Source organism: Erwinia sp. AK-PDG3-5 (assembly GCF_056821705.1).
On sequence record NZ_CM165967.1, the window covers coordinates 696,160 to 714,448 of the forward strand.

Here is an 18,289-nt window from a genome sequence, read left to right on the forward strand (position 1 = left end):
AAGAGGGCACAGGCGTGCCCTCTCAACAATCAGGCCAGCGCCTGACCGTGATACTGCGCGTCGTTAACCTTGAACACGCTGATCGCCCGTGACAGCTGTTCTGCCTGCTCTTGCAGCGATTGCGCCGCGGACGCCGACTGGTTTACCAACGCGGCGTTCTGCTGCGTCACCTGGTCCATCTGGGTGATCGCCATGCTGATCTCGTTGATGCCGGTGCTCTGTTCTGAGCTGGCAATTGAGATTTCGCCCATGATGGCGGTCACGCTTTTCACGCTGCTCAGCACTTCTTCCATGGTGGTGCCGGCTTTCGCGACCTGCTTGCCGCCTTCGTCCACTTTGCTAACAGAGTCTTCAATCAGTTGGGCAATCTCTTTCGCCGCTGAAGCAGAGCGCTGCGCCAGGCTGCGCACCTCCGAGGCCACCACCGCAAAGCCGCGACCCTGTTCACCGGCACGCGCCGCTTCTACTGCCGCGTTCAACGCCAGGATGTTGGTCTGGAAGGCAATGCCGTCGATCACGCTGATGATGTCGACAATTTTACGTGAGGAACCGTTAATCATCTCCATGGTGCTGACCACCTGCTTCACCGCATCACCGCTCTGGCTGGCAACTTTCGACGCCAGCGCGGCCAGTTCATTGGCCTGGCGGGCGTTGTCGGCGTTCTGCTTCACGGTCGAGGTCATCTGCTCCATTGCTGAGGCGGTCTCTTCCAGCGAGCTGGCCTGCTGCTCGGTGCGCGATGACAGGTCCATATTGCCCGCTGAAATTTCGCTGGAGGCGTTGTGGATCAAATCGGTGCCGGAGCGCACTTCGGTGACGATGCGCAGCAGGTTTTCGTTCATGTGCTTCAGGGCCTGCATCAGCTGACCGGTTTCGTCGGTGGAGTTGACGCGGATCACCGTGCGCAGGTCGCCTGCCGCCACGTTCTCGGCAATGGTCACCGCTTCACGCAACGGACGCACGATAGAGCGGGCGAGGAAATAGCCCAGCAGGACTGCGGCCAGGATCGCCAGGGCAGAGAAGATCAGGGTGATTTGAATCGCACTGTTCCCTTCCGTGCCGGCCAGCGCGCCTTCAGCAACCAGCTGTTGCGACTGCGAGTCGGCAAAGGCGGAGGCCAGATTCAGATAGGTATTCTGTGCCGGGGTCATTTTTTGCAGGGCGAATTCGGCCGCTTCATCTTGTTTACCGGCGCGGATCATCTCCAGCAGCGTGGATTTAGCCGTTTCAAATGTCTGAGCCGCTTCTTTAACCGCCTGAATTTTTTTGATACCCACGGGCGTGGTTTGCAGCTGGGCAATCTTGCCAACCGCCAGATTGGTTTTGTCGGTGGCGTCAGTCAGCTGACCGAAGCGCTTAACGTTGTATTGTGGGCGGGTGGTGTCGATAACCATGCCGCGCAGGAATTTAATCTGATCGTTGACGCCGTCGCGCACGTCAAATGCCAGGCGGACTTTGATATAACGATCGCTGACGATGCTGCTGACCGCGTCGTTAATGGTGTTGATTTTGACTACGGCGGTGACGCTCACGACGATCAACAACAGGATCACCAAACTGAACGCAGCGCCGAGGCGAACCCCGACCTTCATATTTTTCACTGATGCCATCACATGTTTCCCTCTGAAAGACAGGGCTTTCGTTTGCGCCCCTGAAGCAGGTTAAATCGGCAACAGGGGCGAAAACTTGATGAATATTTGTGAGGCAGGTCTCAGCTTATTCGGTGGCGGTCACCTGCAGGCTGACCAGGCCGATGCCCAGCTTACGCGCTGCAAAGCCGTCGATAGCGCCTTCGGCGGTCTCTTCCGGCGCTGGCGGCAGGATTTCAATGGTGCGCGACTGCGACGGATTAGTGAAATGAATCTTAAGCGTGCTGTCGGCATTGGTCAGCGTAATCTGTTGCGTGCTGTCACCCACTTTAACGGTGAACGGCTTCTGGCTGTTTTTACCAAAGGCCCGCGCGTTCAGCGTCAGGTCAAAGGCTGCCGGCAGCGGTTCCAGATACTGCACGGTGACGGTCGGCAGCAGATTGGCGTCAGACCAGCGTCCGCCCCAGGGTTCGATAAAGGAGAGGCCGGTGACCTTTTGCACCTGCTTCGGCAGGCCCGGCAGGCCGAACATGATGTGGTCGGCGGTATAACGCAGATCGTCGTCGGTGACTCTCAGGCGCGTCACCGCCTGCTGATAACGCGCGTCGCTCTGTCCGCCGGTCTGTTTAAAGGTGACCTTGCCCAGCGTGTTGCCCGCTGCAATCTGCAGGATCTGCGGCGCGGAATTCAGCGTGCCGTCAGCGACGCACAGGCCTGGGTTCAGTTCCAGCTTCTCGTCCCAGACATCGCCCATTTTGAAGCAGCGGTCAATCCAGACAAACTTCTCGTCGGGCGCAAAGCCCGCCAGCTGTTGCTTTAGCGGAGTTGCGAGGTAGACGTCAAATTTTGGCTCTATCTTGTTCGGCTTCACCGACAGCAGCAGCGGCAGCTTAAAGTGCATGCCGGAGAAGCTGAAGGTATTGCTGACCGTATCAATTTTGTAATCTGAGATTGATTTTGGGAAGTTCCACAGCTTGATGACGTCCGGCTTCCACTCGTTGATTTTGTCTTTGATATTCAGATAGGTGGCCACCATCGAGGTCGACGACAGGCTGCTGCGGCCAAGGCCGATAAAGTTATCGCCACCCATCGCATCCAGCACCGTCGCGCCGTTATCCAGCGTACTGCGTTTCACCGGCAGCACTTTGCTGGTGACGTCGTTGCCGCGCACCATAAAGAACAGATCGCTGCGATCATGCTGGTTCAGGTATTTATAGGCGGTATTGTTCATCGCCAGGTGATCGGAACTGACCACGATAATAGTGTTTTTAAAGTACGGCGTGGCCTGAATGCGCTGGATCAGCCGGGCAATATGTTCCTGGCTACAGGCCACTGCGGCAAAGGATTTGTTCGGCTTGCCCTCATACGGGTAGTCTTTGCGCTGGCAACTGCGCGAGATAAACCCGTCCGGGTGATGGGTATCGACAGTTAACGCAAACAGCGAGAAAGGGCGGTTCTGCTTCGCCAGCTCAAGGTATTTATCGAACACCACGTCCAGCAGCGTGTCATCATACCAGCCCCAGTCGTTGCGGTAGTTGGGGTCTTTGACCACCGATTTCAGCTCGTTATAGCCATACAGATGGTCGAAGCCGTGCGAGGAGAGGAACAGGTCTTTGCCGGCGAAGCTCAGGCTCGCGCCCTGGTAAAAGTAGTTCTGATAGCCGGAAGACTTCAGGATGTCGCCCAGGCAGACATTCTGCGGATAGAAGCTGGAGAGCGAGCTGGAGGCATTGCCGTCAAACGGCGCAAACAGCGGAATACCGCACTGTGAGGCCACCATCCCGGCAATGGTATATTCGGTTCCCGGCAGCTGTTCGGTATTGCTGAAGTCGTAGGCGTTATCTTTAATCTTGCTCAGTTCAGGCGCCAGACCGGGAAAGGCTTTTTCATCGAAGTAGGTGCGTTCAAGGCTTTCGGCATAGATATAAACCAGATTGGGCTTATCCCCGCGAAGCTGTTTTCCCGGCACTTTGTAATGGGTATAAAAATCGGAGTTACCTTTTCCGACCTGGGATTTAATCAGGCTGGCCACCTGCTGATAGGCCGGCGTGGTATTGATTGAGGCGACGGCCAGAATCACCGCCAGCAGGCTGTAGAGCTGACTGGCGCGATGGCCTTTGCGCAGGCGTAACAGCCAGGACAAAACGCCAAACAGCACAACCAGCGCGACAATCAATCCCACCGCCGGAAGAATATATTTGCTGATCCCCGCGCCGCTTAAGCTGCTGGTGATGGTGTAAATAACCGCGTCATTAATGCCTTCGCCGGTAAAATAATTACTCGCGAGCATTGAGGCGTTCAGAATGATATAGATGCCAAGAAACAGCAGAATAGCGCTGAACCACAGTTTATTTCTTCCGGCTTTCCAGGTGTAAAGCGACACTGAACCAATGAACAATACCAGCGAGAGTAATTCTGAACCCATGAGCTTATTTTTATCCTCAACCTGACGCGATCCCTGCCCTGTGCCGGAAGTAGCAGTGGTCTGATCTGCGCGTAATACGCCAATTTAGCGCAGCGAATTATCCCTGGCAATGTTGTTACCCCCCAGCAAAATGCGCCTGACCGCGCGGTTTATGACGGCCTGTTTACACTTTGTTTAATTTTGTATTATTTTAAAATCGGTAACATTAACGTTTTGTGGGGCGTATGCGGGGAAGATGACGGGAAGTTCGTTGAATTATCAGCAAAATGTGGGTGTTCTCCGCCAGCCTGATAGCGGAGTGTTAAGTTAAATTAACGTTATTTTGCGGCGGGTTGCCCGTCTGCGAGATAACGGAATTCAGATTTAGATCACGTTAAGCCAGGTCGTTAAGCTCTTCATGCCAGAGGCGGTCCATCGCCCGCTCCAGCTTTTTGAACAGGCGGTAACGGGGTTCATGGAAGGCAACGCGGGCAGCGTCGGGTTGCAAAATCACCGGGTTGAGTTTCACCGCCTGCGCCACGCCATCCGCCAGATTCGCCCAGATCCCCACGCCGACGCCGGCACAGATTGCCGCGCCCAACGCGCCGGTCTCTTTACACTCCGCGACCTGAATCGGGATCGCCAACACGTCGGCAAACATCTGTGGCCAGACGCAGCTGCGGCTGGCACCGCCAGACAGGGTGGCCGAGGTGAACGGCAGCCCTGCCGCGCGCAGGCGATCGATATGCGCACGGTGAGAAAAGGTCACGCCTTCAAATAAGGCGAACAGCATATCGGCGCGGGTGTGCCAGCCGCTGAGTCCATAGAATCCGGCTTTGGCCGGTTCTTCTTTCCGGCCGGAATAGAGGTAAGGATGGTAGACCGGCAGATGCGCATCCGGCACCACCTTTGCCACTAAATCACTGCTTTGTTCTGCGCCGCCGCCGCTGCGGCCGTCGGCAAACTCGCGGATAAACCAGTCCAGATTGGTCGCCGAGGTGGCGCTGGCTTCAATCGCCATATAACGGTCGCGCTCAATCAGGGCGTTCATAAAGACCGGGCGCAGGTAATCGGGACGGGAAACCACCACCTGATTAATGCTCCATGTGCCTGCCACAATCGAGGCTTCGCCTGGCGACACCACGCCGGAGCCGACGGCACTGGCCACCACGTCAAAAATCCCTGCCACCACCGGAATACCCGCAGGTAAACCGGTAAGCTGCGCGGCATGTGGGGTGACGGTGCCGACCACTTCACAGGATTCATGCAGGGTGGGAAGCAGCGGCAGGGCATCCGCCAGGTCGTACAGGGCCAGCAGGTCGGCGCTGTAGCCGCGAACGCGGTGATCGATCAGCCCGGCCCCTGACGCATCGGAATAGTCGGCACTGACTTCGCCACTCAGAAAGTGGCTGATAACGTCCTTGGCACAGAGCACATGCCTGATGCGCTGATACAGTTCCGGCCGGTTTCGCTTCAGCCAGCTCAGCAACACCGGCGTTGAGCTGGCCCAGACTTTTTGCAGCGAACGGGCATAAATCGCCGCCGCGTTGCCGTCGTGCTCCAGCTCTTCGACTCTGGCGGCGGCGCGACTGTCGACCGACTGAATGCCGATCACCGGCTGCTGCGCCTGATCGAGCGCATACAGCCCGTTGCCATGCCCGGCGGCACCGACGGCGATCACCTGCGCATCCGGCAGCTGGGCCAGGCAGGCTTTGATGGCGGCGGTGACGCCCTGCCAGACCTCGTTCACCGGACGTTCGGCATAGCCGGGCTGTGGCTGGTGGGTTTCGCCCGCACAGCTGGCAACGGCGCGAACCGTGCCATCCAGATCGAACAACACCGCCTTAATCATGGTGTTGCCGGCATCAATGCCCAGCAGTTGGCTCATCGCATTTCTCCGTTTCAGCCGGCACGCTGATAGATCGCCAGCGCCTCTTCTCCGCTGACGCCCTGATGAATTATCGCCATCAGCGCCGTCACCACGCTGGCCGGGTTGCTGTGTTGATAGACGTTACGGCCATACACCATGCCGGATGCGCCCTGCGCCATCAGCGCCGCGCTTTTGGTCAGCACCGGGCCAAGTTCACCCTTGCCGCCGCCGCGCACCAGCGTTGGACAACGGGCCGCTTCCACCACGCGGTGAAACTCTTCCACATTATCGGTCGGATCAACCTTGATGATATCCGCGCCCAGTTCGCGCGCCAGCCGGACCAGTGGCACCATTTTCTCCACGTCGCCCAGCGAGCCATAGGCCGCGCCCTGTCCGGCCGCTGCCATTACCAGCGGCTCAATCATCAGCGGCATACCGTAATGCTCGCAGGCGTGGCGCAGGCGGCCGATATTCTCAATGCACTGGCGAAAAATGCCCGGCTCATCGGGGATCAGATAGAGATTCACCACCACTGCCGCCGCGTCCATTTGCAGGGCCGCCAGAATCGGATCGTCCGGATTGTGCAGCACCGCCCACATCTCGCGATGACGGGCGGCGTTATAGGCATTGCCGACGTCGGTGCGCAGCACCAGCGCGGGCTTGTGGCGCTGGGGCAATTGCTGAAGCAGATCGGCCTGGCCGTAATTGACCTGAATCGCATCAGGCTGAGCGGTAACCAGGCTGCGCATCACGCCGGCGATATCTTCCAGGCCGATAAGAAAATCCGGCTCGTTGGCGATGCCGTGATCGATGGCGACATCCAGACATTTACCCTGATTAAAGAGTCGGTTAAGCCTCACTTTCTGACTGGCTGACATGGCGGGATTCCTTATTAACGGCCACAGGCGAAAGCCTGCCGAGCCCGTGCAGGCTGGCAAGACGGGAAAGGGTTTGATTGAGGTGCTGGTCTGCCTGTTCGGGCGACCAGCTTCGCGCCTCCGCCAGCAGACCGTTGATCTCCTCGATCAGCGCCAGCGTTAGCTGTCCGCTGATGGCCAACGGCGTGCGGCGTACCAACAGGTCTTCCAGCGTCTGCACCTGCTCGTGCGCGATCAGGAAGCGTATTTCGTTCTGGCTCCAGTTCGGGTTAGCCTGCAACGGCTGGTCAGGCTGGAGCGCCATGGTATGCAGCATCGCCTGTGCACGGGTGCCGTAACGGGCAACCAGCTGTGAAACGCGCGCGGGCGTCAGGCTGAATTCCTCACTCAGTTCGTGCATCCAGATGGGTTTTCGCGCCGCATTGGGATAATTGCGGCCACCGCCAATCGCCAGCTCTACCGTGCTGACCTTGCGGCTTTCGCCCAGCAGCTTCAGCACCCGGTCTGCCGCTTCTTCGCCAAATTTGCGGAAGGTGGTCCATTTGCCGCCGACCAGGCACAGGGTGGTGAACTCCCGTCCGGCCACCGGCGGCAGTAACACTAACGAGTGATTGCGCGAAATGGTGCCGTTAAAGGCCGAATCGCTGGCCGGAAGCGGGCGCACGCCGCTGAAGGTATAGAGGACGTCTTCGTCTTTGACCTTAAGGTGGGGAAAGACAAAGCGCAGCGATTGCAGAATATAGGTTTTCTCGTCCGCTTCGCAGACCACATCATCCGGGTTATCCACCCGAATATCGGTCGATCCCACCAGCACGTTGCCGTACCACGGGAACATGATGCACACCCGGCCTTCCTGATTCTCGTAGTAGACCATTTCGCCATCCAGCATCTGCAGCAGCGCCGGGCTGCGCAGGATCAGATGCGAGCCCTTAGTGCCGCCAATCAGCTTTTGCTCAGGCAGGGTCGGGCTTAAGGTGCCGTTCAGCCGATCGATCCACGCGCCGGTGGCATTGACCACCACATGCGGTCGCAGCGAAAACGTCTCGCCGCTAAAGCTGTCGCGCAGGGTGATGTTCTCGCCATCACAGTGTTCAACGCTGACATAGTTCAGCGCCAGTGCGCCTGCGGCCGCACGCTCGGTATCGTCAATCAGTTCAAAGCCCAGCCGTTCCGGTGCGGCAATCCACGCATCGTAATAGGCGGCGCTGCACTTCACCCAGTCGGCAAAACCCGGCCAGCGTTGTTGAGTCTGTTGTTTAGTGTGCAGCTGATGTTTGGGCAGGGTGCCGAAGCGGCGGGACCAGGTGTCATACAGCGCCAGACCGGTTTTGATCACCAGCGCGCCGCGACGACTCGGTTTTTCGGACAGGCGCAGAAAGCGTTTTCCGGCATTCATCAGGCCACCACCCCAGCTGTCAATGGGCACGGTGGTGCGCAGCGGGGCGACAAAGTGCGGCGCATTTTTTAACAGCCGGTCGCGCTCCTGTACCGACTCTTTCACCAGCGAAAACTCACCGGTTTCCAGATAGCGCAATCCGCCGTGGATCATCCGTGACAACGCGCCGCTGGCGGCCTGACACCAGTCGCCTTTTTCCACCATCACCACCGGGATCCCCTGCAGGGCCAGCTCGCGGAAAGTGCTGATGCCGTTAATGCCGCCGCCAATAATCAGTACCGGCGTGCGGGTGAGTTGCCGGAGCCGGGTCAGTCGCGCCTCGCGATCGTCAGGCCTGCTGCTGTCTGATGCCATGCTGTCCTCCTTATGCAATCCTTTGTGAGGTATAGCAGTCAGGGACAGAAATTCACTTTTGTGTTGCAAAAGTGTTAACCAGCGCGGCTTTAGCGGCGCTTATCGGCAAATTATTGCAAAACATCAATGCTGATGGAAATGACGCACAGGAAACGCTAAAAACCGCACAAAATGCTTGGTTTCGTGAGTAAATGCGTCAAATGACACATTTACTTAATGATTTCATCAGCAAAAACGCACAAAACGGTCATGAAAGGCGATTTTTTGTCATGTTTCTCAGGCTATTATCAGCGGGCAAAATTCTAAGACGATTCTTTCCAGGGATACATTATGTTAACAAAAATGCGCGTTTTATCTCAGGCCATTGGTCTGGGGCTGCTGGCAGGCAGTGCGTCATTCGCCGCCCATGCAGAAGTGACTGTGTTGAAGCAAGATCCGCAGGCTGGCGACCCGCTCAGCCGCCTGAATTTCACCGTTGGCGGCAGTATTCGTCCGCAGTTCAACAATATGACCGGCGCCAGCGATAACGGCTCTTACAAACGTAACGGCTTCGATGGCGGCACCCGTTTCCGCTTTGCGGCGGATTACTACCTGTTTGATGACATCAGCTGGATCGGTTACTACGAGCTGGGCGTGAATATTCCGGCGGTGTTTGACTGGGATAATCACCATGCTGACGGCGCAAACAACACCAGCCGCCGTATGCTGTACACCGGTTTCAAAAGTAAGACCTGGGGCCAGATGACCTTCGGCCAGCAGAACAGCGTTTACTATGATGTGGTTGGCGCGAAAACCGATATCTGGGACTACGACATGCTTGCCCAGGCACCGGGCAACGGCATCAACGGCGACTACGATGGTTCATACCGTAGCCGTAAGATGCTGAAGTACAAAAACACCTTCGGCGCGGCTGACGTCTATGCCTCGTACCTGTTCAGCGATAACGAATACCTGCCGGGCAACGGCTTACGCTACAAGCGTCAGGGCGGCGGCTCGCTGGGTGTGGATTATCACCTGACCAAAGACCTGACCTGGGGCACCGCGTGGAATTACACCCGCGCTGAGATGCGTAACCCGGGCAACGGCGACAGCAAAACCTACGATCAGAACATCTACGGCACTTCTCTGAGCTGGAAACCGGACAACTGGACCTTCAGCTTCGGCGGCGGTTACTACCAGAACTTCCTGACCACCAAGCAAGTTAACGTGAATAACTACTTCGCGGGCGATGCGTGGGGCATTGAATATCTGGCCGGTTACACCATCCCGGTGGGCCAGTATGCCCTGAAATCGGTGATGCCGTACTTTATGGGTGACCGTCTGGAATACGTTAACGACCGCAACTACCAGCGCATCGATAACGGCGTCGGCGTGACCTTCCAACTGGATTACGGCTTCCGTGTTGACTACGAACACGTCTTCACCTCCAGCACCGACAACCTGGGTGATATGAACCTGGTCCGTCTGCGTTACGACTTCTGATTCGCTGTAAACCGTGACCTTATTCACGGTTCAGGCAGACTCTGAGCGCCCCTGCATTTGCACGGGCGCTTTTTTTTTCGCTGAGGCGCGTTTGGGTTAGGATGGGCAACTCACTCCTGATGACGGGAGAGTCCGATGCGATGGAGGCAGTGTGAATCAACAGAAGGCAGGTTCAGAAGCAGTGGCAGGCAGCGATCGTCCGTTTTATGACGACCGGCTGACGCCCTATATTGAAATCGATGCGCAACGGCTTACGCGTAATTTACAGCAGATGCAGCAGCGTGCCGCGGCGGGGAACGTACGGCTCCGTCCTCATGTGAAAACCCATAAAAGCGTGGCGATAGCGCAACAGCAGATTGCGCTGGGCGCGGTCGGTATCACCGTGTCGAAACCCAGCGAAGGCGTGGTGTTTATCAACGGCGGCGTGCGCGATGTGCTGCTGGCGTACCCGGTGATGCAGGCTGAAAGCGTCAGCGAGCTTTTCGCCGTCGCCGCCAGCAGCGGCTGCAAACTGGGGGTGATTGTCGCCAGTCAGGCCGGTGTGGCGGCTATCGCGCAGGCCGCCGCGGCGGTCACTTCACTCGATTTATCGGTGTGGATCAAGGTCGATGTCGGGCTTGGACGGGTTGGCGTCAATCCGGAAGGCGATGAAGCGTTGCAGTTGGCCCACGCGGTGCAAGCCGCCGGCCTGCACTTTGCCGGGCTGGTTTCTCATGCCGGACATGCCTATGGCGCACAGAACCCGCAGCAGATGGCGGCGATCGTGCAGGCAGAAGCGCAGTGTATGCAGGGACTGCGCCAGCGCCTGCATCAGGCCGGATTTGTGCAGTGCGCGTTGTCCGTCGGTGCAACGCCGTCAATCCTTGGTGCGCCGTTGCCTGATGGGTATGACGAGATCCGCCCCGGCAATTACGCCCTATGCGATCTCACCGGGTTGCGCCTGCAGCTGTGCACGCTGGATGAGGTGGCCATCAGCGTGGTTGCGCGGGTGGTGTCGGTAAACGATCGCTACGCCATTATTGATGCGGGTTCAAAAGCACTCAGTTCTGACAAGGGGCCGCACGGAACTGGTGCAGCCGATTTTGGTCTGGCGGTCGATGCGTCGACCGATCGGCAGTATCGTGTCGAAAAATTATCGGAAGAGCACGGCTTTATTCCACATTATGGCAATACACCGCCGCTCGGCAGCCTGATGCGCGTTTTCCCCAACCATTCCTGCGCGGTAATGGCACAATTTGCGCAATTTGTTATGAGAAACAGCAATGGCACGGCGGAAATCATGAATATCGATGCGCGCGGTATGTTTTTATAGAATATGGATCGGATATTGCAGTGTCTCCTTCATAAATGATGACAGGCCATGGAGACCGCATGATTGCGCCATTTTCACCGATCACCGAACTGGCCGCCGCGTTACGGCGCGGCGAGCTCAGCTGTGAAGAGATTGCGGAATTTTATCTCGCCCGCATCGCCCGTTATAACGACAAGCTTAATGCGTTTGTCACGGTGTTTGCGCAGACCATGCTGACGGCGGCGCAGGGGCAGGACCTGTTGCTGAAAGCCGGCGTCGATCTGGGGCTACTTCAGGGGATACCGCTGGGCATTAAGGATCTGTTGCACTGGCGGGGCACGCCCTGTAGCGCCAGCTCCCGTCAGCTGCCGGACAGTCGCTCCATCCATACTGCGCCTGCGGTAACCCGGTTGCTGCAACACGGCGCGGTGATTGCCGGAAAAACCCAACTGGTGGAGTTTGCCTTCGGCGGTTGGGGGATCAATCAGGGTGCTGGCACGCCGTGGAATCCCTGGGATTGCGAGGTGCATCGCGTGCCGGGCGGGTCCTCCAGCGGATCGGCTGTGGCGGTGGCGGCGGGCTTGGTGCCGGCGGCGATCGGCACTGATACCGGCGGCTCGGTGCGTATTCCCGCCGCGCTGAATGGCCTGGTCGGCCTGAAGCCCACGCAAAATCGCATCAGCCGCGAAGGCTGTATTCCGCTCTCCACCACGCTGGATTCGATTGGTCCATTAACCCACACGGTGGCCGATGCGGAGCTGATCTACCGCAGTATGAGTGGGGATACGCAGCGCCTTGCGGTGGCGGACACGCTAAAGGTGGCGTTTATTGAGCCGGCTACGCTGGGCGCAGCAATCGACCCAGAGATTGTCGCCGCGCTGGAAAAGACCCAGAGACGGCTGAGTGAGGCGGGAATATCGGTCACCCGCATTAAGCTGCCGTTCTCGTGGACCGGGCTGAGTGCCCGTAGTGGGGAGATCATCTCGGCAGAAGCCTGGGCCTGGCATCGCGAGATGATGACCAGCCACCGCGATCGCTACAATCCGTTAACGGCGGAGAAGCTGCTGCATGGGGCGGCAATTAACAAAGAGAGTTTTGAAGGCCTGCTGCGCCAGCGCGAGCAGCATATCGGGCTGTTCCATGAGTTGATGGACGACTGGGATATCCTGCTGATGCCGACGCTGGCTATCACCGCCTGCCCGGTTGACGAGGTGGATGAGCAGCAGGCCACGCTGGCGCTGCTGACCCGCGCGGTAAACTATCTTGATGGGTGTGCCATTACGCTGCCGGTGGCGCTGAGCTCAGAAGGGATGCCGATTGGTGCGCAGCTGGTGGCCAACTACCACCATGAGTCACAGCTGCTGGCGATGGCGCACCGGCTGGAAGCGTTAACCGGCTGGCATCAGCAGCCCGCTGGCTGGGAATAACCGTCGGCGCGCTTGCTGCACAAGCGCGCCGTCAGTTTACAGATCGCCGGTCATGTACTGCGCCACGCCGTTGCCAAAGCTCCAGTCGCCTTTGCCGTTGGTGATAAAACTGATCATCACGTCGCTGCCCAAAATGCCACAGCTCTCTTTCAGCTCACGGCAGAGTTCGGCCATAAAAAACTGCTTCTGCTCATCGCTGCGCGGGCTGGTAAAGACGCGCACCATCACCAGATTATCGGTACGGGTCAGACCCAGTCCGGTATCTTCAAACACCATCTGATACGCTTTGTTTTCGTGAACAATCTGGTAGCGATCGCGCGCTGGCACCTTAAATGCCGCCAGCACCGCGCGGTGCGCTGCGTCCAGTAAGGTTCTCATCTCCGATTCTGAACGGCCCTGAATCACATCAAATTGCAGTAATGGCATTGGTTTATCCCCTGAAAACAGTCAATTGAGCCGGATGGCTGCGGCTTATCTGAGGTTCACTTTACGGGGAATATGAGAGGGGAAAAAGCGCTATACTTGAATTGATTATTTACTATTGTGAACAATAACCATGAAAGACGTAAAGACCGACGCGCTGTGGATCCATCTGCACTGGCTGACGGTGCTGGCAGAGCAGGGGAGCTTTACCCGCGCTGCCGAGCGCCTGGAGGTCAGTAAAGCGGCGATGAGCCAGAAGATTAAAGAGCTGGAGCATCTGGCGGGCGTGCCGCTGGTCACGCGAACCACCCGCAGCCTGCGGCTGACCAGCGCCGGTGAGAAGCTGGTGGAAGAGTTACGCCAGCCTTTTGCGCAGATTGAACAGAGCTTTTTCAGCGTGCGTGACTCGGCGGGGCCGTTACGCGGCCTGGTGCGGGTGACGGCGCCGGTGGCGTTTGCCCGCCAGCAGCTGGTGTCGCATATCACCGCCTTCCTGCGCGAGCATCCGCAGGTGCGTGTGCAGCTTGAGGTGTCTGACCGGCTGGTGTCACTGGCCAGTGAAGGCTTTGACCTCGCTATCCGCCACAGCGATACCCTGCCCGAAACCCATGTGGCGCTGCCGCTGTGTGCCACTCATGCGCAGGTGGTTGCTTCACCGGCGTATCTTGCGCAGCACGGCTTCCCGCAAACGCCGCAGGCCCTGAGCGATCATCAGTGCCTGTATTACCCGCGCGGCACGGAGATGCCACGCTGGACCTTTGCCTCACGCCAGGCGGGTGAGGAAAGGGTGACGGTGAATGTCAGCGGGCCGTTTGCCACCAATAACAGTGAATCCATTCGTGATGCGGCGCTGGACGGGCTGGGCATCGCGCTGCTGCCGGACTTCAGCGCCCGCGCGGCCTTAAGCGAAGGGCGGCTGGTGGAGGTGTTGCCAGACTGGCAGACGGTGGGTGCCTTTGCCGGAATGCTGTACGTAGTGCGCCCGTGGTCTGCGCAGGTGCCGCGCGCGGTCAGCGGTTTTATTCACTGGCTGCGGGCGGGGTTTGAGCCGTGATCATCCTCGCAAAAACCGAACTGATATTTCATAGTTACCTGTTTTGAAAAATAGTAATCAATTAAGCTGAAGGCCTTGTTTCCCCTCACGGAGAGGCCGATGTCCAGCGTTCCCAGCCTTGAAACCCTGCTGCAGCAGGAACAACTTGTCCGCCTGACCCATTTCAGTTTTGATGATGCCTGGAAAGTGGGGGAGCTGATCCGCCAGCGCGCCTCACAGGAAAAATACCCGGTGGCGATTGAAGTTTACGCCTTCGGTCAGGTGTTATTCTGCGCTGCGCTACCCGGTTCCAGCGCCGAAAATCTGGAGTGGATTGCCCGCAAGCGCAACAGCACCCTGCGCAACGGTCATGCCTCTTTATACACCGGCGAAGTGAATGAAGCGGCCGGCACGCGGATGGAAGCGATGAACTATATGGATCCTGAGCGCTATACCGACCACGGCGGCAGCTTCCCATTACTGCTCACCGGCGGTGGGATTATCGGTGCGGTGACGGTCAGCGGACTGCCTTCTCATGAGGATCATGCGCTGGCGATGTGGGGGATCCAGCAGGTTTTGTAACCTTTTCCCGCAAAACTTGACGACGTTATGCGCTACCCTTAAATGAAACGTTCATTTTACTGGAGGTGTGTATGACGTCGGCCACTCGCTATGGTTTGATCGCAGTGGATAAGCAGGGCAGTAACGTGCTGTTCCTCAATCCGGAGACTTTTGCCGTCGAGCAGGAGCTTAATGCTTTCCCTCCGCGTCCCCACGAGTTACTGATCCTGCCGCAGCAGCAAAAAGCCTATGTGCCGATCTTTGGTGATGGCATCCACGGTGATAATCCCCATCCAGGCCACAAAATTGCGGTGATCGATCTGATCTCCCGCCAGGTCAGCGGATTTATTGACGTCAGCCCGCTGGAGTCGCCGCATACTTCGCGGCTGGCAAGCGATGGCTATGTCTATCAGTGCTGTGAAAACAGCGCGACGATCCTGGCGATCGACCCCAATACCGATAAGATCGTCAGCCAGATTGCGGTGCCTTCGCACAATACCCATCGCCTGACCATCCTGCCTTCCGGCCGCAAGCTGTTTACCGACAACGAAGAAGATGCCTCAATAACCGTGGTGGCACTTGAAAACGGCAAAGGCCAGGTGGTAGACAATATTGCGATGCCGGGGCCAATTAACGGGATTGCGGCATCGCCATGCCATCCGGCGATCGTTGCAACCGATGGCGACCAGCCGCGTCTGTATGTGCTGGATGCGGAGAGCCATCAGCTTATCCGCACCTTGCCGCTGACCGGCCACCAGAAGGCGTCACAGATTGTCCGCTTCAGTGAGGATGGCTCTTTGCTGGTGGTGATTGGCGATCAGGAGCCGGTGATCAGCCTGTTCGACGGTGAGCTGAATCCGCTCGGTCAGGTGGCGGTGGGCAATAAGCCGATGGACGGCTGTTTCAGCCCCGACAACCGCACGCTGCTGATTGCTAACGAAGATGATGGCACCCTGAGCGTCATTGATATTGCCAGCCTGTCCGTGACCGCTACGCCGTCTGTCGGGCGAGGTTGTGAAGTATTGAGCTATTATGCGTTAGCAGAATAAACGCGGCATTTGGAAGAGAAGATAATCAGTGAGTGAGATCGACGAGCATAATATTACCGATATTCTGGCACCGGGCCTGCGGGTGATTTTTTGCGGCATCAATCCGGGAAAATCCTCCGCCCATAAGGGCTTTCATTTTGCCCATAACGGCAACCGCTTCTGGAAGACCATCTGGCAGGCGGGATTCACCGTCAGGCAGCTGAAGCCGGAAGAGGAGATGCAGCTGCTGGAGACCGGCTGCGGCATCACCATGCTGGTGGAGCGGCCAACCAAAGAGGCGACCGAGCTGTCCGGCATGGAGCTGCGTGACGGCGGCATAGCGCTGATAGAGAAGGTGCAGCAGTATCAGCCTGATGCGCTGGCGGTGCTGGGCAAGCAGGCTTACCAGCAGGCGTTCCGGGTCAGTAAGGTGGAGTGGGGCAGGCAGCCGCAAACCATTGGCGACACCGAAGTGTGGGTGCTGCCGAATCCCAGCGGGCTGAACCGGGCGTCTCAGGAGCAGCTGGCGGCCGCTTACCGCGAGTTGGATACTGCCCTTGCGGCACGAGGCCGTTAGGGCGCTGCCCGGCTTCAGGCATAAAAAAAGCCCCTGCATGCAGGGGCTTTTTTACTGGCGCTTAAGGAACGATTAATCGTCCAGGAAGCTGCGCAGCACTTCAGAGCGGCTCGGATGACGCAGTTTACGCAGCGCCTTCGCTTCAATCTGACGAATACGCTCACGGGTTACGTCAAACTGCTTGCCGACTTCTTCCAGCGTGTGGTCGGTATTCATATCGATACCGAAACGCATACGCAGTACTTTCGCTTCACGCGCGGTCAGGCCAGCCAGCACATCGTGCGTGGCAGAGCGCAGGCTCTCGGAGGTCGCAGAATCCAGCGGCAGCTCCAGCGTGGTATCTTCGATGAAATCACCCAGATGCGAATCTTCGTCATCACCAATCGGCGTCTCCATAGAGATCGGCTCTTTAGCGATTTTCAGCACCTTACGGATTTTATCTTCTGGCATCAGCATGCGTTCGGCCAGTTCTTCCGGCGTCGGCTCGCGCCCCATTTCCTGCAGCATCTGGCGGGAAATACGGTTGAGTTTGTTGATGGTCTCAATCATATGCACCGGAATACGGATGGTGCGCGCCTGGTCAGCGATGGAGCGGGTGATAGCCTGACGGATCCACCAGGTGGCATAAGTCGAGAACTTATAACCGCGGCGATATTCAAACTTATCAACGGCTTTCATCAGACCGATGTTACCTTCCTGAATCAGATCCAGGAACTGCAGACCACGGTTGGTGTACTTCTTGGCAATCGAGATAACCAGACGTAAGTTCGCTTCAACCATCTCTTTCTTCGCACGGCGGGCTTTCGCTTCACCGATAGACATACGACGGTTGATGTCCTTAACCTGCTCGATGGTCAGGCCGGTCTCTTGCTCAATCTGTCCGAGCTTCATCAGGCCGCGCTGCACGTCATCGGCGACGTCTTTCAGCTTCTCGGACCATGGTTTATTCATTGCCAGCGCGGCTTTGAACCAGGTTTCGCTGGTTTCGTTGCCGGTGAACAGGGTGATGAAGTTCTTCTTCGGCATTTTGCAGATTTCAACACAGAACTTCATGATCAGGCGTTCTTGCGTACGAACGCGATCCATCATGATGCGCATGCTGTTGACCAGGAAGTCGAACTGCTTCGGCACCAGGCGGAACTGCTTAAAGACGTCTGAAAGATTCTGGATCTCAGCGGCGGCATCAGCGTGGCTGCGGCCTTTAGCTTTGATAACGGTACGCGCTTTCTCGTACTGAACACGCAGGTCGTTGAACTTCTCGCGCGCCAGTTCCGGGTCGATGCTGTTGTCATCTTCCGCGTCGTCTTCGTCTTCTTCTTCTTCGTCGTTGTCGTTACGTTCTGCTTCAGAAAGCTCAGAGCCCACGTGGGTGGCGGTAGGGGCAATTTCTGCTTCAGCGTTAGGATCGACAAAGCCGGTGATCATGTCTGACAGGCGTGCTTCGCCCGCTTCAACACGGTCATACTGTTCCAGCAAATAGGTAATAGCTTCCGGATATTCGGCAACGGAGCACTGAACCTGGTTGATACCGTCTTCGATACGCTTAGCGATGTCGATTTCGCCTTCGCGGGTCAGAAGTTCAACGGTACCCATTTCGCGCATGTACATACGCACCGGGTCAGTGGTACGCCCGATTTCAGATTCAACGCTGGACAGCACCTGAGCGGCGGCTTCGGCGGCATCTTCGTCAGTGTCGCTGCTGTTTTCGTTGAGGATCAGATCGTCGGCATCAGGCGCTTCTTCTACAACCTGGATGCCCATGTCGTTGATCATCTGAATGATGTCTTCGATCTGATCGGAGTCGACGATATCTTCCGGCAGATGGTCATTGACCTCGGCATAGGTCAGATAGCCTTGCTCTTTACCACGGGTGACAAGAAGCTTAAGCTGTGACTGCGGGTTTTGCTCCATAAGACGGTATCCACACTTCTGTTAAATTAGATTGGTGTCGGTCGGCTAACAAGCCAACAATAACA

General features: G+C 57.5%; 14 protein-coding genes. 7 read left to right on the top strand and 7 right to left on the bottom strand.

Features of this window, described 5'->3' with window-relative positions; genetic code table 11:
- Positions 1-29: 29 nt before the first annotated feature.
- The 5 genes from AC1UKS_RS03240 to AC1UKS_RS03260 all read right to left on the bottom strand — a co-directional run bounded on the left by AC1UKS_RS03240 (position 30) and on the right by AC1UKS_RS03260 (position 8,491).
- A complete protein-coding gene (locus AC1UKS_RS03240; RefSeq protein ID WP_482435694.1) occupies positions 30-1,610 on the bottom strand; it encodes a methyl-accepting chemotaxis protein in 1,581 nt (526 codons plus the stop codon).
- A 106-nt stretch (positions 1,611-1,716) separates the two neighbouring features.
- The gene (opgB, locus tag AC1UKS_RS03245; RefSeq protein WP_482435695.1) at positions 1,717-4,014 is read right to left on the bottom strand and encodes a phosphatidylglycerol--membrane-oligosaccharide glycerophosphotransferase; all 2,298 of its coding nucleotides are present in this window, start codon (positions 4,012-4,014) and stop codon (positions 1,717-1,719) included.
- Positions 4,015-4,387: 373 nt separating this feature from the next.
- Positions 4,388-5,881 carry an FGGY-family carbohydrate kinase gene (locus AC1UKS_RS03250; RefSeq protein WP_482435696.1) on the bottom strand — a complete coding sequence of 498 codons (1,494 nt, stop codon included), beginning with the start codon at positions 5,879-5,881 and terminating at the stop codon, positions 4,388-4,390.
- A 14-nt stretch (positions 5,882-5,895) separates the two neighbouring features.
- The gene (locus tag AC1UKS_RS03255) at positions 5,896-6,741 is read right to left on the bottom strand and encodes a class I fructose-bisphosphate aldolase (RefSeq protein ID WP_482435697.1); all 846 of its coding nucleotides are present in this window, start codon (positions 6,739-6,741) and stop codon (positions 5,896-5,898) included.
- On the bottom strand, positions 6,713-8,491 hold the full coding sequence (locus AC1UKS_RS03260) for a glycerol-3-phosphate dehydrogenase/oxidase (RefSeq protein ID WP_482435698.1): 1,779 nt from the start codon (positions 8,489-8,491) through the stop codon (positions 6,713-6,715). The genes AC1UKS_RS03255 and AC1UKS_RS03260 overlap by 29 nt, the downstream gene beginning before the upstream one ends.
- 330 nt (positions 8,492-8,821) lie before the next feature.
- Between AC1UKS_RS03260 and AC1UKS_RS03265 the strand changes: the two genes are divergently transcribed.
- The 3 genes from AC1UKS_RS03265 (at position 8,822) to AC1UKS_RS03275 (ending at position 12,691) form a co-directional block, all read left to right on the top strand.
- Positions 8,822-9,973 (top strand): porin, encoded by a 1,152-nt coding sequence (locus tag AC1UKS_RS03265; protein WP_265909656.1) that lies wholly within the window; start codon positions 8,822-8,824, stop codon positions 9,971-9,973.
- 151 nt (positions 9,974-10,124) lie between these two features.
- Complete coding sequence (locus tag AC1UKS_RS03270) at positions 10,125-11,285, top strand: alanine racemase (protein WP_482435699.1); 1,161 nt, start codon at positions 10,125-10,127, stop codon at positions 11,283-11,285.
- Between the two features lie 59 nt (positions 11,286-11,344).
- Positions 11,345-12,691 carry an amidase gene (locus AC1UKS_RS03275; RefSeq protein ID WP_482435700.1) on the top strand — a complete coding sequence of 449 codons (1,347 nt, stop codon included), beginning with the start codon at positions 11,345-11,347 and terminating at the stop codon, positions 12,689-12,691.
- 36 nt (positions 12,692-12,727) lie between these two features.
- Here the strand turns inward: AC1UKS_RS03275 and AC1UKS_RS03280 are convergent, their stop codons facing one another.
- Positions 12,728-13,117 carry a tautomerase family protein gene (locus tag AC1UKS_RS03280; protein ID WP_013203899.1) on the bottom strand — a complete coding sequence of 130 codons (390 nt, stop codon included), beginning with the start codon at positions 13,115-13,117 and terminating at the stop codon, positions 12,728-12,730.
- Between the two features lie 130 nt (positions 13,118-13,247).
- On the opposite strand from AC1UKS_RS03280, the gene AC1UKS_RS03285 reads away from it, so the two are divergent.
- The 4 genes from AC1UKS_RS03285 (at position 13,248) to mug (ending at position 16,313) form a co-directional block, all read left to right on the top strand.
- Positions 13,248-14,168 carry a LysR family transcriptional regulator gene (locus AC1UKS_RS03285; protein WP_482435702.1) on the top strand — a complete coding sequence of 307 codons (921 nt, stop codon included), beginning with the start codon at positions 13,248-13,250 and terminating at the stop codon, positions 14,166-14,168.
- Positions 14,169-14,267: 99 nt separating this feature from the next.
- Positions 14,268-14,729 (top strand): heme-degrading domain-containing protein, encoded by a 462-nt coding sequence (locus AC1UKS_RS03290; RefSeq protein WP_482435703.1) that lies wholly within the window; start codon positions 14,268-14,270, stop codon positions 14,727-14,729.
- Positions 14,730-14,800: 71 nt separating this feature from the next.
- Complete coding sequence (locus AC1UKS_RS03295) at positions 14,801-15,757, top strand: YncE family protein (protein ID WP_482435705.1); 957 nt, start codon at positions 14,801-14,803, stop codon at positions 15,755-15,757.
- A 37-nt stretch (positions 15,758-15,794) separates the two neighbouring features.
- Complete coding sequence (gene mug / locus AC1UKS_RS03300; protein ID WP_482436873.1) at positions 15,795-16,313, top strand: G/U mismatch-specific DNA glycosylase; 519 nt, start codon at positions 15,795-15,797, stop codon at positions 16,311-16,313.
- A gap of 72 nt (positions 16,314-16,385) precedes the next feature.
- On the opposite strand, the gene rpoD is transcribed toward mug, so the two are convergent.
- Positions 16,386-18,224 (bottom strand): RNA polymerase sigma factor RpoD, encoded by a 1,839-nt coding sequence (gene rpoD, locus AC1UKS_RS03305; protein WP_013203894.1) that lies wholly within the window; start codon positions 18,222-18,224, stop codon positions 16,386-16,388.
- Between the last annotated feature and the right edge of the window lie 65 nt (positions 18,225-18,289).

Coding starts and splice junctions, on each gene's coding strand:
- AC1UKS_RS03240 (WP_482435694.1), bottom strand. CDS start 1,610: ATGGCATCAGTGAAAAATATGAAGGTCGGGGTTCGCCTCGGCGCTGCG.
- opgB (WP_482435695.1), bottom strand. CDS start 4,014: ATGGGTTCAGAATTACTCTCGCTGGTATTGTTCATTGGTTCAGTGTCG.
- AC1UKS_RS03250 (WP_482435696.1), bottom strand. CDS start 5,881: ATGAGCCAACTGCTGGGCATTGATGCCGGCAACACCATGATTAAGGCG.
- AC1UKS_RS03255 (WP_482435697.1), bottom strand. CDS start 6,741: ATGTCAGCCAGTCAGAAAGTGAGGCTTAACCGACTCTTTAATCAGGGT.
- AC1UKS_RS03260 (WP_482435698.1), bottom strand. CDS start 8,491: ATGGCATCAGACAGCAGCAGGCCTGACGATCGCGAGGCGCGACTGACC.
- AC1UKS_RS03265 (WP_265909656.1), top strand. CDS start 8,822: ATGTTAACAAAAATGCGCGTTTTATCTCAGGCCATTGGTCTGGGGCTG.
- AC1UKS_RS03275 (WP_482435700.1), top strand. CDS start 11,345: ATGATTGCGCCATTTTCACCGATCACCGAACTGGCCGCCGCGTTACGG.
- AC1UKS_RS03280 (WP_013203899.1), bottom strand. CDS start 13,117: ATGCCATTACTGCAATTTGATGTGATTCAGGGCCGTTCAGAATCGGAG.
- AC1UKS_RS03285 (WP_482435702.1), top strand. CDS start 13,248: ATGAAAGACGTAAAGACCGACGCGCTGTGGATCCATCTGCACTGGCTG.
- AC1UKS_RS03290 (WP_482435703.1), top strand. CDS start 14,268: ATGTCCAGCGTTCCCAGCCTTGAAACCCTGCTGCAGCAGGAACAACTT.
- AC1UKS_RS03295 (WP_482435705.1), top strand. CDS start 14,801: ATGACGTCGGCCACTCGCTATGGTTTGATCGCAGTGGATAAGCAGGGC.
- rpoD (WP_013203894.1), bottom strand. CDS start 18,224: ATGGAGCAAAACCCGCAGTCACAGCTTAAGCTTCTTGTCACCCGTGGT.